Origin of the sequence: Rathayibacter sp. AY1E2, assembly GCF_002932325.1 — a bacterium.
GTDB lineage: Bacteria > Actinomycetota > Actinomycetes > Actinomycetales > Microbacteriaceae > Rathayibacter.
Genome location: NZ_PSVO01000001.1, coordinates 127,569 through 142,460, shown reverse-complemented (window position 1 = coordinate 142,460; position 14,892 = coordinate 127,569). Strand labels below are relative to the sequence as shown.

The following is a 14,892-nucleotide window of genomic DNA, read 5'->3' as shown; positions in this document are numbered from 1 at the left end:
GGAGGTTCCGCCGCGAGGAGCGCCCCCGCGTCAGCCCGTCCCCTCGAGCCAGAAGTCGACCGCGTCGGGGGACGGGCGTTCGGCGACCCGGACGACGTCGCCGAACTCGAGCACGCTGTCCGGATCCTCCTGGACGGCCGACCACCGCTCGCGGCCGGCGGCGTCCGGATCGCCGTGGGAGACGAATGCGAGCCAGCGCGCGGTCATCTCCTGCTCGAGCCGGCGGTCGACGTCCGTGTAGTCGGCGTCGCCGTCCGCCCCGAGGTTCCCGTACGCGTACATCACCTCGGCGCCGTGGTACGCGCCGAACCGCTCGAGTCCGCTCTCCGGGGGAGTGCGCGTGAAGATGTAGGCGTGGACGCCCGCCCGCCCGGTCCGGGCGGCCGTCAGCGCCCAGAGCCGCATCGGGGCGGTCATCGTCCGGTCGCTGCCGGCGCGCAGCCGGGAGTCGACGACCTGGTCCTCGACGGCACCCGGGTACAGCGCGAGGAATCGGTCCGCGTCGTCTCCGTGCTCCCGGCGCACCTCCTGCTCGTAGGCGTTCGGATCCGGGTCGACGCCTCCCAGCAGATCGAGCGAGGTCTCGTCGGAGTTGCTGCCGAGCAGGAGGGGGACGTCGTTCTGCCGACCGGCCTCGTAGACGGCGAGCGGCGTGTCGGGGAGGACGACGCCGTCGATCGAGGGCCACCAGTGCTGCGAGAGGCCCGCGGCGGCCGCGACGATGCGCTCGGCCGGCAGGGCTCTCATCTCGGCGAGGCTCGCCCCGCCGAGGGCCTCGCTCAGGCGCGCAGCCGCCTCCCGTGCGGTGGCGGCGTCGTCGTAGAGGTCGCCGGCCTCGCGGTCTCCCGCCGACCCCAGGCATCCTCCGCTCTCCCCGATGATCCCGTGGAGGAGGCCGGCCGCGAGGGGCGAGGCCCCGAGGATGCAGGCGCTGCCGGAGCCGGCGGACTGGCCGGCGACCGTCACCCGCCCCGGGTCCCCGCCGAAAGCGGCGATGTTGTCCTGCACCCACTGCAGAGCGGCGACCTGGTCGAGCAGTCCCTGGTTCCCCGGGGTGCCGCCGCCGAGCACATCACCGGCGAGGAAACCGAGGACGCCCAGACGGTAGGCGACGGTGACGACCACCGCGCCCCGGGAGGCGAGCGCCGCGCCGTCGTAGGCGGGGAGGGCGCCGGACCCCGAGACGAACGCGCCGCCGTGGAGGTAGACGAGGACCGGGCTGGAGTCGCCCGCCCCGCCGGCCGGCGTCCAGATGTTCAGGCGGAGGCTGTCCTCGTCCGTCGCGTACCCGCCGAGGAGCGTCTCCTCCAGCGGCAGGTCGAGCACGCGGGTCGCCGCTCGGGAGAGGAACGTCGGCTCCGGCTGAACGGCGGAGGGGCCGAAGTCGTCGGCCACGAGGGTCGCCGACCGCTGCGGGGCCGGGCGGGGCGCCTCCCAACGCAGCGGGCCGACCGGGGGAGCGGCGTAGGGGATCCCCGCGAAGGCGTCGACCCCGGCCGCGGCGTCGTGCACACCGACGACGTCGCCCTGCCGGGTCGTGACCGGGGCGGTGTGCGGACCGGCGAGCGTCCGCGTCGCCGGGAGAGGACCCGCGGCGAGGGCGACGGCTCCGATGAGCCCTGCGGACGCGACCCAGGCCGCCGTACGCAGCATCCAGTGCCGGTGCCGCCAGCTCCTCGAGACGGCCGCGATCAGGACCGCGGCCGCCGCGACGACGAGCCACCCCCACCACTCCACCCGGTTCAGCCAGGCGAGGACCGCCCCGATGAGCACGACGGTCGCGGTCGGCAGCCACCGGGACCGTCCTCGTCGAGATTCGGGCGTTCCAGTTCTCGATACGGTATGCATTGGAAACGAAACGTACTGGAAACGCCCATCCAGCGCAAGGATCCGAATAGGCTGGGGGCGTGGTCACAGGCGAGCAGGCTCCGGTCCGGCGGAGGAGCGAGACGCGACGACGTCTCCTCGCCGCGGCCGCCGAGCTCTTCGAGAGCACGGGCACCATCGGCCAGCGCGTCGAGGACATCTGCGCGCAGGCGGGCTTCACCCGCGGCGCGTTCTACTCAAACTTCGCCGGTGTCGACCAGCTCTTCCTCGCACTCCACGAGGAGCAGGCCGCGAGAGTGTGGGGGAGCCTGCAGGAGGCCCTCGACGTCCAGCTGCAGGAGGAGCACCGCGCGGCGACCCTCGACGGCGCCGTACGCTCCCTCCTCGACGCGCTCCCGTCCAGCCGCGAGTGGTTCTCCCTGCGGTCGGTGCTCCTGGCACGCGCTGCCGCGGACCCGGAGTTCGCCGAGCGGATGATGATCGACGACGACCGCGTCTCGCGCGAGCTGGGCGAGCGCTTCGCCGCCCTCGCCGCCGTGCACGGCCGCGTCCCCGCCGTCGAGTCCGCCGTCCTGGCGAAGGCGGTCGTCGCGGCGCACGTCGGGTCGGTGAGCCAGTGGCCCGTGGACACCAGCGCCGAACTCACGCAGCGCATGGTCGTCGCCGCGGTGATCCGAGGCCTCACCGTCGAAGCGCCCGGTCTGCCATCGGAGCGCAGCGGCGATCGATGACGTCCTGTCGCAGGAGCGTCGAGGGGAGCCGATCGCCATCCCTGCAGAACGGGACTTCGGTCGAACTGACATAATCTCGCTTATGAGAAGCGGCAGTGGGAAGCGCCCGGGGGAGCGCGCAAGCCCTATACCGCCTTCGACGGGCTTGCGTACCGTCGCTGACGACCCGCACCACTCCTCGAGGCACCGGACCGGTGCAGAACAGGTGACAGCACATGACTCGCGAGCAGAACATCGCCTCCCAGCAGGCCTTCGGTGAGGCGGTCAACGCCGGCAACTTCGCCGCGTTCGACGCACTCGTCGCGCCCGACTCGGTCGATCACGACCCGGCGCCCGGCCAGGCACCCGGTCCAGAGGGATACGCCGCGTTCTTCGGCGACCTGCGGACCGCGTTCCCCGACATGGCACTCGAGGTCGAGAAGCTCGTCGCGGACGACGACAGCGTCGCGTTCGCCTACACGCTGACCGGCACGCAGACCGGTGTGTTCCAGGGCCACGCGCCGACGGGCAAGTCCGTGAAGATCCGCGGCATGCAGATCAGCACCTTCGTCGACGGCAAACTCGCCGAGCGCTGGGGAAGCAGCGACGAGCTCGGCATCCTCACGCAGCTCGGCCTCGCACCCGGCGCCTAGCCGGCGGGACTCCGACGGGTTCCGACGCTCGGGTGCAACCACACCTCGGAGCCCGTCGAGTGGAGTGTGTGCGAACAAACTGACATAATGTGCATTATCGGATAACGGCGGAAGGGCCGGACGGACCGTAACCGAGGCCGCCCGACGGTCCGGCACGTCATCAGCGGACAGGCGAATGCTCCACCCACGGCTCGACGTCCTCGTACCACCACGTTTCGGTCGGAGTGTCGAAGTGCGTGACCACCCGCAGCCGCGGATCGACGGTCATCGTGCCGCGGACGCGGCCGTCGCCTCGATCCTCCCGGGCGCCCGCCGCAACGCGCGTCGGCGTTCCTGCGAGCGCTCCCGCCGGTTCACCATCACCGCGACGGCATCGAGAAGGATGCTCACGCCGCCCGGCGTCCGCCGGCGGACGGACTGCGCCCACGACGGCGTCGGACTCCCCCGATGCCGGTCCGCTGCCGTCCATCGGAGTCATCCGTCAAGGCTCGCAGAACCGTGCGCCGGCGTCAGCCCCTGGTGAGGATCAGGCGAAGTCGGAGATGTCGCCGACGAGGCGGGTGTTGTCCGCGGGGATCGGCTCGGCGGCCGCCAGAGCGACCTCGGCCGCGAACTCCTGCACGTTGTAGAGCTTGCCGGCCGACTCGCGACGCGAGCTGATCGCGCCCGGGTTCGCGCGCTCCAGCAGGGTCGCGGTGATGGTGCCCTCGATCATGTCGCCCGAGACGACGACGAACTCGATCCCGCGCTCGGCGAGCTCACCGATCCGCTCGCGCAGGGCGTCCTCGCCGGCGCGCTTGGAGAGCGCGACGGGCTCGTACTCGGGCATCGTGGGCGTGGTCCGGATGAAGTGCGCCTGGTGGCTCGTGACGAACACGACACGGGAGCCCTCGGAGAGCAGCGGCAGCGCCGCGTAGAGCACGGCGACCTGCGAGTCGCGGTTGAGGACCATCGCGTAGTCCTCCCCCATGTTGCTCTCCATGCCGCCGGAGGCGTTCAGGACGAGCACGTCCAGTCCTCCGTACTCCTTCTCGATGCGGGAGAAGAGCTCGGCGCGCGAGTCGGCGTCGGTGAGATCGGCGCCGACGGCGATGGCGGTGCCGCCGGCCTCGACGATCTGCGCGACGAGCTTGTCGGCGCGCGGCGCCTTCGAGCGGTAGTTGACGACGACGCGGGCTCCGGCCTCGGCCAGGTAGCGGACCGTGTCGGCGCCGATGCCGCGGGACGACCCGGTGACGAGAGCGCGCTTGCCGTCGAAGGAGCCGGGGGCGAGGGGATTGGACACGGGTATTCCTCCAGAACGCCGGCTCGGAGACCGGATCGGGCACGATGACGGGCCACGGCCCGACGGAGGAGTCTACCAAGAGCCTCGAGATCGTCGGCGCACCCCCTCTCCCAGCCCTCGTCCGGGGGGCGTTGATAGCCTGGGAATGCTCATCGAGGGGAAGGAGCACACAGCATGGACGCTGTCACCCAGTACGCGTGGATCCTCTGGCTCGCGCTGATCCTCATCTTCGTGATCGTCGAGATGATCACGCTCGAGTTCACGTTCCTGATGCTCGCCGTCGGCAGCATAGGCGGACTGCTGACCGGGCTGATCGGGGCTCCCTTCTGGGTCCAGGTCCCCGTCGCGGCCGTCCTCGCCGCCCTCCTGCTGTTCACCGTCCGTCCGCCGCTGCTGCAGCTGCTGAAACGGGGCGGCGATCCCACCCCCAGCGGAGCGGACGCTCTCCTCGGGCTCTCCGGCAGCGTCGTCCTCGCCCGCCCCGGAGCCGGCCAGGTCAAGCTCGCCAACGGCGAGACCTGGACCGTCCGCCTGTCCCCGCTCGTCGAGGACCGCACACTCGGAGTCGGCGAGAGAGTCGTCGTCACCGCCATCGAGGGCGCGACCGCGGTCATCGTCCCCGCCGAAAGGAGCACACCGTGACACCGTCCTCCGTCGTGACGATCGTCGTCGTCGCCGCCGTCGTCCTCTTCGCCCTGGTCGTCCTCTTCCGAGCGGTCCGCATCATCCCCCAGGCCACCGCCGGGGTCGTGGAGCGCCTCGGCAAGTACCACAAGACCCTGCTGCCGGGCCTCAATCTCGTCGTGCCGTTCATCGACCGGGTCCGCCCGCTGATCGATCTGCGCGAGCAGGTCGTCTCGTTCCCGCCCCAGCCCGTGATCACGGAGGACAACCTCGTCGTCTCGATCGACACGGTCGTCTACTTCCAGGTGACGGACGCCCGCGCGGCGACCTACGAGATCGCCAACTACCTCGGCGCGGTCGAGCAGCTGACCACCACCACGCTCCGCAACGTCGTCGGCGGCCTGAACCTCGAGGAGGCGCTGACCTCCCGCGACAACATCAACGGGCAGCTGCGCATCGTCCTCGACGAGGCCACCGGCAAGTGGGGCATCCGCGTCGGACGCGTGGAGCTCAAGGCCATCGACCCGCCCCTCTCCATCCAGGACTCGATGGAGAAGCAGATGCGCGCCGAGCGCGACCGTCGAGCCGTGATCCTCACCGCCGAGGGCACCAAGCAGTCCCAGATCCTGAACGCCGAGGGTCAGCGCCAGGCCGCGATCCTCGCTGCGGAGGGCCAGGCGAAGGCGGCGGTCCTGCGGGCCGAGGGTGAGGCCAAGGCGATCACCACCGTCTTCCACGCCATCCACGAGGGCCGCCCCGACAGCGAGCTCCTCGCGTACCAGTACCTCCAGACACTCCCCAAGATCGCCGAGGGCAGCGCGAACAAGCTCTGGGTCATCCCGAGCGAGCTCACCGAGGCGTTGAAGGGCATCGGAGGCGCGCTCGGCCAGCGCGGCCAGTCCGCCCCGGCGGTCCGCCCGCAGGATGCGGCACCCCCGTCGGCGCCTGCGGCGTCCGCGCCTGCCGCATCCGGGCCCGTCGGCTCCACTCCTGTCGAGCCCGGATCCGACACGTCCGCCCCCGCGGCGCCCGCGACGACCGACGGAGCCCCCGGCTCAGCGCCCACTCCCCCGCCGCCGGCCGTCTAGCCGCGGACCCGGTCCGCGATGCGCACCCCTGAGCGACCCCTCGCCCTGAGCGGGCCGACCCCCCGGGTGATCGCGCATCGCGGGTTCGGCCCGCAGGCCGAGGGCAACACGCTCGCCGCCTTCGAACGCGCCCTCGCCGCGGGTGCGGACCTCCTCGAGACGGACGCGCGCGCCTCCCTCGACGGGGTCGCCGTGCTCGTCCACGACGCCGAGGTGATCGACCGCTCCGGCCGCCGCCACGTCGTCGCCGCGACCCGGTGGGAGGAGCTCGCCGACCTCCGACTGGCGGGCGGCGCCCGGCTCGCCTCTCTCGAGCAGGCCCTCGCCGCACTCCCCCGCGCGCGCTTCAACATCGACGTGAAGTCGCGGGACGCGATCGACCCGGTCGTCGCGGCGGTGTACGGCGCCGCCGCCGCGGAGCGCGTCCTGATCACCTCGTTCTCCGAGATCCGTCGAGCAGCGGCCCTCCGCCGTCTTCCCGGCGCCGCGACCTCGGCGTCGGCGGTCCGCTTCGTCTTCGCCCTGGTCGCCGCCCACCTCGGCGCCGCCCTCCCCGTGCGTCTCGCTCTCCGCGGCATCGACGCGCTCCAGGTGCCCGAGCGCGCGCTCGGCCTCCGCGTCGCCGAGCCGCGGATCCTCGCCCGGCTGCGGGTGACCGGCTGCGAGATCCACCTCTGGACCATCGACGATCCGGAGCGGATGGAGCAGCTCCTCGCGCTCGGGATCGACGGGCTCGTGACCGACCGCACCGACCTCGCCCGAGCGGCCGTCGACGCCTTCCTCAGCGCCCGTCAGCCACGCCCTCAGGAACCGCGGAATACGCCTCCGACCTGAGGATTCTCTGGCAATGGCAGGGACGGGAAGACCACCTCCAGGTACGACGTTGACACTGGGGAAGCACAGCGAGAGGAGACCACACAATGGCAGATCGAAGCTTGCGAGGAATGCGGCTCGGATCCCAGAGCCTGCAGAGCGAAGAAGGCGTCGTCTTCTCCCCGCGATCGACGTACGAGTACCACTGCGCGAACTGCGGCCACGACACCGACATGGTGTTCTCGGCCGATGCGGAAGCACCGGAGACCTGGGAGTGCCGCTCCTGCGGTCACGAGGCCACTCTGATGGTGAACTCGAAGCCGGTCGTCGTGGACAAGGGCGAGCAGAAGGCTCCGCGCACCCACTGGGACATGCTGCTCGAGCGTCGGACCCGCGCGGAGCTGGAGGAGCTGCTCGAGGAGCGGCTCGCCTATCTGCGCGCCAGGCGCGGCGAGCACAAGATCGGCGCGTAGCGCCGGTCAGCGGTTACGGCGTCGCGGCTCGCGCGTCCTGAAGACGAACGAGACCATGCCGATGAGACCGGCGGCCAGGAAGTACCAGCCGAGGTCTCGCGCCCACACCAGAGCCGGGGTCGTGGTGGAGCTGAGGGGGACCTCGTCCACCATGGCACCCGGCTCGAACCATGTCAGGGAGTCGATCGTCGCGCCGTCCGGCCCGATGATCGCACTCGTCCCGACGGTCGAGATGTTGACCACGCTGCGCCCGGTCTCGATGGCCCGCAGGCGAGCGATGGCGAGCTGCTGGACGCTCTCGTCGGTCCGGCCGAAGTCGGCGTTGTTGGTCTGCCCGAGGATGACCTGGGCTCCCCCGTCGACCATCGCGTTCGTCAGCGCGTCGTCCGAGATGTCGAAGCAGATCGCGATGCCTGCGAGGACGCCGTTCACGTCGAAGACGTTGGGACGGGTGCCGATCGAGTAGTCGCGGCTCACCAAGTCGACCAGGTCCGGAGCGAACATCCGCCAGAACGCCCGGTCCGGCATGTACTCGGCGAACGGGACGGGATGCACCTTGTCGTAGACCTGCGTCGCCCCCTCCCCCGCCTTCCAGAGCAGCGAGCTGTTGTAGAAGACGTCGTCGGAGGGGTTCGTGATCGTGCCCACGACGAACGGCGCGTCCATCGTCCGGCTGAGGTAGTCGAGGACGGCGGCCGACTGGGCGTTCCGGGTCGGATCGATGTCGACGCCGTTCTCGGGCCACACCACCATGTCGACGTCCTGGTCGAGGATCGGCAGCGTCGCCGAGGTGTGGTCCTCGAGGATCTGCCCGCGGTAGCTCTGCGAGAAGAGGCCCGCATCGGAGTCGCCCTGGACGGCGGCGATCCGGGTCGTGCCCTCCGTCGGTGCCGGCCAGGCGGGGAACACCAGCGCCACGATCGCGAAGCCCGCGAGAGCGCTGACCCGGGCGGAGGCCGGGACGGACATCTCGCGGACGGCCTGCGCGAGCACGGCCGCGAGGAACGCCACCACGAAGCCGAGGCCGGCGAAGCCGATCCACGCCGCGAGACCGGCGAGCGGGCCGAGGGACTGCGAGATCGCGAGGCGGCCCCAGGCGAAGCCGCCGTAGGGCCAGACGCTGGTGATCGACTCGCGCCCGATCCAGAGCGCCCCCAGGAGGGCGGGGAGGCCGACCATCCGGCCGAGCGGTCCCGTCCAGACGCGGTGGCCGCGCGTGGAGACGACCGCCATCAGTCCCGCGGAGAGCGCGAAGAAGATCGCCTGCAGGCCGGCGAGGGCCGCCCACGGGACCGGGCCGAGGTAGAGGGTCAGCCACTCGATGTGGACGCCCCAGAATACCGCTCCGCCGACGAGGCCGACAAGGCTCCCGCTCCAGAAGCCGCGCCCCGCCAGCGCGAACAGGATCGCAGCGGAGCCCACGATCGCCAGCGGCCAGACGTCGGAGTCGGGGAAGCCGCGGTCGAGCACGGCGCCGCCGAGGGCGGCGAGGGGCAGCGCCACCCACAGCGGAACGGTCCGCCCGTCGGGCGGAGGAGCGATCGGCGTCATGCGACCGTCGAGTACGCGACGATGCCGCGGCGGACCAGGTCGAGGGCGGTCCGGGCCGCGCGGCCGACCTTGCCCTCGGCGACGACGGAGAGCTGGTCGAGGAGGTCGATGGTCTGCTTCGCCAAGCGCACGAAGTCGCCGGCGGCCATGTCGGACTCGCGGAGCACCATGTCGAGCGGCATGCCCTTGGCCCACATGTTCATCGACAGCGCCAGGCTCGTCGAGATCGGGTTGCTGCCCGGCAGGCGGTGCTCCCGCTCGACGTCGTCGAGCCGGGCCCACAGCAGCTGGGTCTTCTCCAGCGCCTCGGGGAACACGCCGCGGGGCAGGAACTGCTCGCCGAGCGTCCCCTCCTCACGTCGCGGCTCGAAGACCAGGCAGCACGCCATCGCCGCGAGGCCGGCCGGATCGAGCTCCGTCCACGCCTGCTTCCGGAGGCACTCGGCGACGAGCAGGTCCCGCTCCCCGTAGATCCGGCGGAGCGTGCGACCGTTGGGCGTCAGCGAGAGCTCGCCGACCTCGTCCCGGCGGAAGTAGCCGAGCTCGAGCAGCACGTCCGTGATGTGGTCGAAGATGCGGGCGACGGCGCCGGTGCGCGAGCGGATCTGGCGCTCGATCTCGTCGGTCTCGCGGCGCAGCTTCCACCAGCGCTCGGCCCAGCGCGCGTGCTGCTCGCGGTCGGAGCAGGCGTGGCACGGGTGCGCCTTCATCCGACGCCGCAGGCTCGTGAGCTGTCCCTGGCGCTTCTCGCGCTCGGCGTGGGAGGCCGACTCGCCGCGCACCGCGCCCCGGCGCTCGAGGTCGCCGATCTCACGGCGGATCGCCGCGTACTGCTCGAAGTCGCCCAGGTGGCACTGCATCGCCGTGACGTAGCCCGCCATCGACTCCTCCTGCTGGCGGACCCGGCGGGCGAGATCGACGACGGACCGGTCGGCCTGGAACTGCGCGAACGACGACTCGAGGATCTCGCGCGTGCGCGACCGCCCGAACTGCTCGATCAGGTTCGCGGCCATGTTGTAGCTGGGGCGGAAGCTGGAGTTGAGCGGGTAGGTCCGCCGGGAGGCGAGGGACGCGACCGCCTGAGGGTCCATCCCGCCGCGCCACTGGATCACCGAGTGGCCCTCGACGTCGATGCCGCGTCGGCCCGCCCGGCCGGTGAGCTGGGTGTACTCCCCCGGTGTGATCGGGACGCGCGCCTCGCCGTTGAACTTCTCGAGCTTCTCGAGGACGACCGTGCGGGCCGGCATGTTGATGCCGAGCGCGAGCGTCTCGGTCGCGAAGACCACGCGCACGAGCCGGCGCAGGAACAGCTCCTCGACGACCTCCTTGAAGGCGGGGAGCATCCCGGCGTGGTGCGCGGCGACGCCCCGCTGGAGTCCGTCGAGCCACTCCCAGTAGCCGAGCACCGCGAGGTCCTCGTCGCGGATCGTCCGGCACCGCTCCTCGACGATCGCGCGGATCTCGTCGCGCTCGTGGCGCTCGGTGAGGCGCACGCCCGACCGCAGCACCTGGCGCACGGCCTGGTCGCAGCCCGCACGGCTGAAGACGAAGAAGATCGCGGGGAGGAGGTTCTTGCCGCGGAGGATCTCGACGACCTCCGAGCGCAGCACGAGCTCCTCGGTGCGCTGCTCCGGGTAGCGGCCGCGACCGCCTCGGCCGTTGCGGCCGCCCCTGCCGCCGCGCTCGACCCGGGAGCCGCCCTGGGCCATGCGGGCGAGCTCGGGGTTCACCCGGTTCGTCGCCGCCCGACCGGAGGAGTCGAAGAGGTCGACCAGCTTGCCGCCCACCAGGACGTGCTGGTCGAGCGGGACGGGCCGCTCCTCGGAGACGATGACCTCGGTCTCGCCCCGGACGGTCTGGAGCCAGTCGCCGAACTCCTCGGCGTTCGACACGGTCGCGCTGAGCGAGACCAACCGCACGCGCTGCGGGAGGTGGATGATGACCTCCTCCCAGACGGCGCCGCGGAAGCGGTCGGCGAGGTAGTGCACCTCGTCCATCACGACGTAGGCGAGGTCGCGCAGAAGGTCCGAGTCGGCGTACAGCATGTTGCGCAGCACCTCGGTCGTCATCACGACGATGCGGGCGCGCGCGTTGACGTTCGAGTCGCCGGTCAGCAGGCCGACCTCGGAGGCTCCGTAGTCCTCGACGAACTCCTGGAACTTCTGGTTGCTCAGCGCCTTCATCGGCGTCGTGTAGAAGACCTTGGCCGTCGGGTCCTGCATGGCCAGGTGGATCGCGAACTCGGCCACCGCGGTCTTGCCGGCGCCGGTGGGCGCGGCGACGAGGACGCTGTGGCCGTCGTCGAGCGCGCTGCAGGCCTCGTACTGGAAGGGGTCGAGGTCGAACGCGAGGGTCGAGCGGAACGCTTCGACCCTCGCGTGGCCCTGGCGCGTCCGGAACGCGGCGAACCGCTCGGCGGGAGACGGTCCGGTCACGCGGGCAGGTCGGAGGGGCTGCCGTCGAACACCAGCTGGCGCTTGGCGGCGCGCCGGTCGTGCAGGATCGCGATCCCGCAGGCGAGGAAGAACAGGAAGATGATCGGGATGGCCAGGAGGAACATCGAGATCGGGTCGGCCGCGGGGGTCGCGATAGCCGTGAAGAGCACGATCGCCATGATCGCGATGCGCCACGACTTGAGGATCAGCATGCCGGGGAGGATGCCGAGGAAGTTGAGGAGCACCAGGAAGACGGGCAGCACGAAGGCGATGCCGACGACCAGCACGAGCTTGAGAACGAACTCGTAGTAGATCTTGGCGTCGAGGAAGCTCGCCGCGTTGCTGCCGGTGAAGCTCGTCAGGAGCTCCACGATGTGCGGGAACACGAACCAGCCGGCCGCACAGCCCGCGAAGAACAGCGGGATGGCGGTGAGGATGAAGCCGAGGCCGTACCGCATCTCCTTGCGGGTCAGGCCGGGGACGAGGAACGCCCAGATCTGGTAGAGCCAGACCGGGCTCGCCAGGACGATGCCCACCGTGATGGCGATCTGCAGCCGCAGGTCGAAGGCACCGGCGATCGTCGGGAAGTTGAGGATCGCCTCCTTGCCTTGGGTGGAGGCCACCTCGGAGATCGGAGCCTTGAGGGCCTCGAAGACCCACTCCGAGACGAACCACCCCGCGACGCACGCGATGACGATCGCGATCGCCGACTTGAAGAGCCTGTTGCGAAGCTCGACGAGATGCGCCCCGAGCGACATGCGCCCGTCGGGGTTCTTCGTCCGCTTCGTCCGTGGCTTCTTCGGTGCCACGGACGTCATTACTTGAGCGGGGACTCGGGCGGCGTGGTGGTGCCGGTGCCGGTGGTCGTGCCGGTGGATCCGGCGACGGTGCCGGTGGTCCCCTCGGTCGACTCACGGCGCTCGGTGCCGTCCTCGTCCTTCATGGTCTTGACCTCGCTCTTGAAGATCCGCATCGACTGCCCGACACTGCGGGCCAGCTGCGGGAGCTTGGGCGCACCGAACAGGAGGAGGATCACGGCGAGGATGATGAGGAGGTGCCACCCCTGGAGGCCAGCGAACATTGCAGACTCACTTCACTTGTCGGTTGCGGTGTACGAGGAGCTTACCCCGTTCGACCCGTCCTGACCGGCGGAGATCGATCCTGTCGCGACGTGCGTCACGCCGGCCCTCGTGCGCACGCCTCACGTCGTCGCGATCGGCGAACAGCGACGAGGGCGGCCGGGGCGGCAGGTCGTCCGCCACTCCAGGACTCAGTGTCTCGAGTTTCGCGGTGACCTCGGACAGCTGTCCGAGGAGCACCTTCCCCTTGCGCCAGTAGGAGAGGGCGAAGAGGACCAGCATCGCCAGAGCGCCCAGCGCGAGGCCGAGCCAGATCAGGATCCACGACCACCAGGTCACGACGGCTCCCCCTCGTTCGCGGCGAGCGCGGAGGCCGCCCAGTGCGCGACCGCGGTGCGCGCCTCGGGGGGTGCCACCACGGTGACGAGACCCGCCAACGACGCCACCAGGCGCGTCAGTCCCTCCAGATGGGCGACGCGGAGACGGACGAGGACACCGTGGTCCTCCTCCCCCGGCACGGGACCGGGGAACTCGGCGTCGGCCGCGTAGTCGCCCAGCAGCACGACGGCGCTGGGAGCGACGCGCAGGTCCACGACGAGATCGGAGGCGGAGGCCTCGAAGAGCCGTTCCGAGAGGGTCACCTCGTTGCGGCGCCGGACGATCGGCGTCCCCGTGTCGCGGAGGGAGCGCATCCTGTCGACCCGGAACGTCCTGACGCCCTCGCGGAGGTGGTCCCATCCGCGCAGGTACCAGTCCCGGTCGACCGATTCGAGCACGAAGGGGTCGACGAGCCGGGACTCGGTCTCGCCGCGGGCGCTGCGGTAGTCGAAAGCGACCTGCGTCGCCGAGCCCATCGCTGTCCGCAGGAGCGCCACAGCGCTGTCCGCGCCCGTGCCGCGCGAGACCGCCACCGCGCTCGGGGCCGAGGAGGCGCCGCGCGCGAGCTTCCCCATCAGCGAGGCGATCCTGTCGTTGCCCTGGTTCTCGGGCAGCGCTGCGAGGTACTGCATGCCGGCGATGAGGGCGGCGGCCTCCCGCGCCGAGAACCTCGGCGAGTCGTCGATCGCGACCTGGTGGGTGAGGACGACGTGGTCGTTCTCCTCGAAGTCGTCCCAGCCGATGTCGAAGAGATCGTTCGCCTGGTACTGCGCGGTCTCGCCGGGGATGCCCGAGACGGCGATGAGGCGCACCGCGCGCCGCACCTCCTCCTCCGGGATCTCGAAGTGCGCGGCGACCTCGGCGACGGAGACGCGGCCCCGGTCGAGGAGGTAGGGAACGAGGGAGAGGAGGACGGCCAGGCGGTCGCGCGCCTGCAGGGAGCGGGGTCTAGCCACGGGGATACCCTCCATGGTCGTCCAGGGTGCGGCGGAGGCGGTCGAGGACGCGGCGGCGGAGCTCCTCCGGCTCGAGCACCCGCACCTCGGGACCGTGACCGGCGAGCTCGTCCGCGAGCACGTCCGGGTCGGTGTAGTGCAGGCGCAGCAGGCCCTGGCCCTCGCCCTCGGCCTCGGCACGCCCGCCGAGACGGAGGGCGGCGTCGGAGTCGGTGGCGACGCGCAGGAGCGCGCTGTTGCGCTGCAGGATCTCGTCGAGCTGGGCGAGAGCGGTCGCCGCGTGGTCCCCCTCCGCGGGAGGCGCGGTGCGGCCGGTGGACGCGACCGGCCCGACGATCCGCGACAGGAGGAAGGTCCGCGTGCCCTCGGCGCCCTCGTCCCAGCCGTGGAGGTGCCAGCGCCCCTGGTGGTTCACCAGGGCGCGGGGCTGCACGGTGCGCACGCGCGGCTCCTCGCCGCCGGGCTTCAGGTAGGGGAAGCGGACGACCTGGCCGCGGTCGAGCGCGGCGTTGAGCGGCTCGAACGAGGCCTCGCGGACCCGGATCGAGGGGCTGATGCCGATGACGGGGTCGACGGACTCGACCCCGATCGAGCGCAGCTTGATCAGCGCGCGCCGCGACTCCGCCGAGAGCGTCCCCTCGCGCCAGACCGCCCCGGCCAGGCGGAGCAGCGCGAGCTCCTCCGGGTCGAAGGTCAGGTCGGCCGGGAGGTCGTAGCTGCGCTTCGCGATGCGGTACCGGACGGTCTGGGTGTTGCCCGGGTCGCCCGGGGCGTCGACCGTCTCGATCGGGATGCCCAGCTCGCGCAGGTCGTCCTTGTCGCGCTCGAACTGGCGCTCGAGCGAGGTCCGGTCGCCCCGACCCACTCGCTGCCGGTAGCCCTGCACCGTGGAGAGGACGTCGGCCTTCGTCAGTCCGTTCTCGGCCGCGACGAGCGCGAGCACGAGGTTGAACAGACGCTCCTCGGCCGGGACGCGGCTCGAGGACGGGGCGTCGGAAGGCACGCCCTCCAGTCTAGGGC

At 71.4% G+C, this 14,892-nt stretch carries 16 protein-coding genes; 6 read left to right on the top strand and 10 right to left on the bottom strand.

Translation table 11 applies throughout. The annotated features are described in order from the left end of the window. Window positions 1–30: 30 nt before the first annotated feature. On the bottom strand, window positions 31–1,773 hold the full coding sequence (locus C5C49_RS00630; protein WP_181135677.1) for a carboxylesterase/lipase family protein: 1,743 nt from the start codon (window positions 1,771–1,773) through the stop codon (window positions 31–33). A 134-nt stretch (window positions 1,774–1,907) separates the two neighbouring features. Here C5C49_RS00630 and C5C49_RS00625 point away from each other — a divergent pair, with 134 nt between their 5' ends. Both C5C49_RS00625 and C5C49_RS00620 read left to right on the top strand, forming a co-directional pair. After that, entirely contained in the window at window positions 1,908–2,558 is a 651-nt protein-coding gene (locus tag C5C49_RS00625) for a TetR/AcrR family transcriptional regulator (protein WP_104345176.1), read from the top strand. Window positions 2,559–2,773: 215 nt separating this feature from the next. Continuing rightward, window positions 2,774–3,190 (top strand): ester cyclase, encoded by a 417-nt coding sequence (locus C5C49_RS00620; protein WP_104345175.1) that lies wholly within the window; start codon window positions 2,774–2,776, stop codon window positions 3,188–3,190. Window positions 3,191–3,350: 160 nt separating this feature from the next. Here C5C49_RS00620 and C5C49_RS16680 read toward each other — a convergent pair whose 3' ends face one another. Beyond that, entirely contained in the window at window positions 3,351–3,668 is a 318-nt protein-coding gene (locus C5C49_RS16680; RefSeq protein WP_146084811.1) for a hypothetical protein, read from the bottom strand. 48 nt (window positions 3,669–3,716) lie between these two features. Continuing rightward, window positions 3,717–4,475 carry an SDR family oxidoreductase gene (locus C5C49_RS00615; RefSeq protein WP_104345174.1) on the bottom strand — a complete coding sequence of 253 codons (759 nt, stop codon included), beginning with the start codon at window positions 4,473–4,475 and terminating at the stop codon, window positions 3,717–3,719. Between the two features lie 174 nt (window positions 4,476–4,649). Here C5C49_RS00615 and C5C49_RS00610 point away from each other — a divergent pair, with 174 nt between their 5' ends. From C5C49_RS00610 to C5C49_RS00595, 4 genes are all read left to right on the top strand, one after another. After that, window positions 4,650–5,117 carry an NfeD family protein gene (locus tag C5C49_RS00610; RefSeq protein WP_104345173.1) on the top strand — a complete coding sequence of 156 codons (468 nt, stop codon included), beginning with the start codon at window positions 4,650–4,652 and terminating at the stop codon, window positions 5,115–5,117. Window positions 5,118–5,131: 14 nt separating this feature from the next. Further along, window positions 5,132–6,187 carry an SPFH domain-containing protein gene (locus C5C49_RS00605; protein WP_374953840.1) on the top strand — a complete coding sequence of 352 codons (1,056 nt, stop codon included), beginning with the start codon at window positions 5,132–5,134 and terminating at the stop codon, window positions 6,185–6,187. A gap of 18 nt (window positions 6,188–6,205) precedes the next feature. After that, the gene (locus C5C49_RS00600) at window positions 6,206–7,021 is read left to right on the top strand and encodes a glycerophosphodiester phosphodiesterase family protein (protein WP_104345171.1); all 816 of its coding nucleotides are present in this window, start codon (window positions 6,206–6,208) and stop codon (window positions 7,019–7,021) included. Window positions 7,022–7,107: 86 nt separating this feature from the next. Beyond that, complete coding sequence (locus C5C49_RS00595; protein ID WP_104345170.1) at window positions 7,108–7,473, top strand: RNA polymerase-binding protein RbpA; 366 nt, start codon at window positions 7,108–7,110, stop codon at window positions 7,471–7,473. A 6-nt stretch (window positions 7,474–7,479) separates the two neighbouring features. Here C5C49_RS00595 and lnt read toward each other — a convergent pair whose 3' ends face one another. From lnt to C5C49_RS00560, 7 genes are read right to left on the bottom strand one after another with little or no spacing between them, the layout of a single operon-like run. Then, window positions 7,480–9,024: an apolipoprotein N-acyltransferase gene (gene lnt, locus C5C49_RS00590; RefSeq protein WP_104345169.1), complete on the bottom strand. Its 1,545-nt coding sequence runs from the start codon at window positions 9,022–9,024 to the stop codon at window positions 7,480–7,482. Continuing rightward, window positions 9,021–11,459, bottom strand: coding sequence for an RNA helicase (locus C5C49_RS00585; protein WP_104345168.1), 2,439 nt, complete (start codon window positions 11,457–11,459; stop codon window positions 9,021–9,023). Before C5C49_RS00585 ends, lnt begins: the two co-directional genes overlap by 4 nt. Next, window positions 11,456–12,268: a twin-arginine translocase subunit TatC gene (gene tatC / locus C5C49_RS00580; RefSeq protein WP_374953280.1), complete on the bottom strand. Its 813-nt coding sequence runs from the start codon at window positions 12,266–12,268 to the stop codon at window positions 11,456–11,458. Before tatC ends, C5C49_RS00585 begins: the two co-directional genes overlap by 4 nt. 8 nt (window positions 12,269–12,276) lie before the next feature. Beyond that, window positions 12,277–12,540, bottom strand: coding sequence for a Sec-independent protein translocase subunit TatA (gene tatA / locus C5C49_RS00575; RefSeq protein WP_104222022.1), 264 nt, complete (start codon window positions 12,538–12,540; stop codon window positions 12,277–12,279). Between the two features lie 7 nt (window positions 12,541–12,547). Then, a complete protein-coding gene (locus C5C49_RS00570) occupies window positions 12,548–12,877 on the bottom strand; it encodes a hypothetical protein (RefSeq protein ID WP_104345167.1) in 330 nt (109 codons plus the stop codon). Continuing rightward, window positions 12,874–13,872, bottom strand: coding sequence for a YafY family protein (locus C5C49_RS00565; protein ID WP_258068332.1), 999 nt, complete (start codon window positions 13,870–13,872; stop codon window positions 12,874–12,876). The genes C5C49_RS00570 and C5C49_RS00565 overlap by 4 nt, the downstream gene beginning before the upstream one ends. Next, complete coding sequence (locus C5C49_RS00560) at window positions 13,865–14,875, bottom strand: YafY family protein (RefSeq protein ID WP_104345165.1); 1,011 nt, start codon at window positions 14,873–14,875, stop codon at window positions 13,865–13,867. Before C5C49_RS00560 ends, C5C49_RS00565 begins: the two co-directional genes overlap by 8 nt. Between the last annotated feature and the right edge of the window lie 17 nt (window positions 14,876–14,892).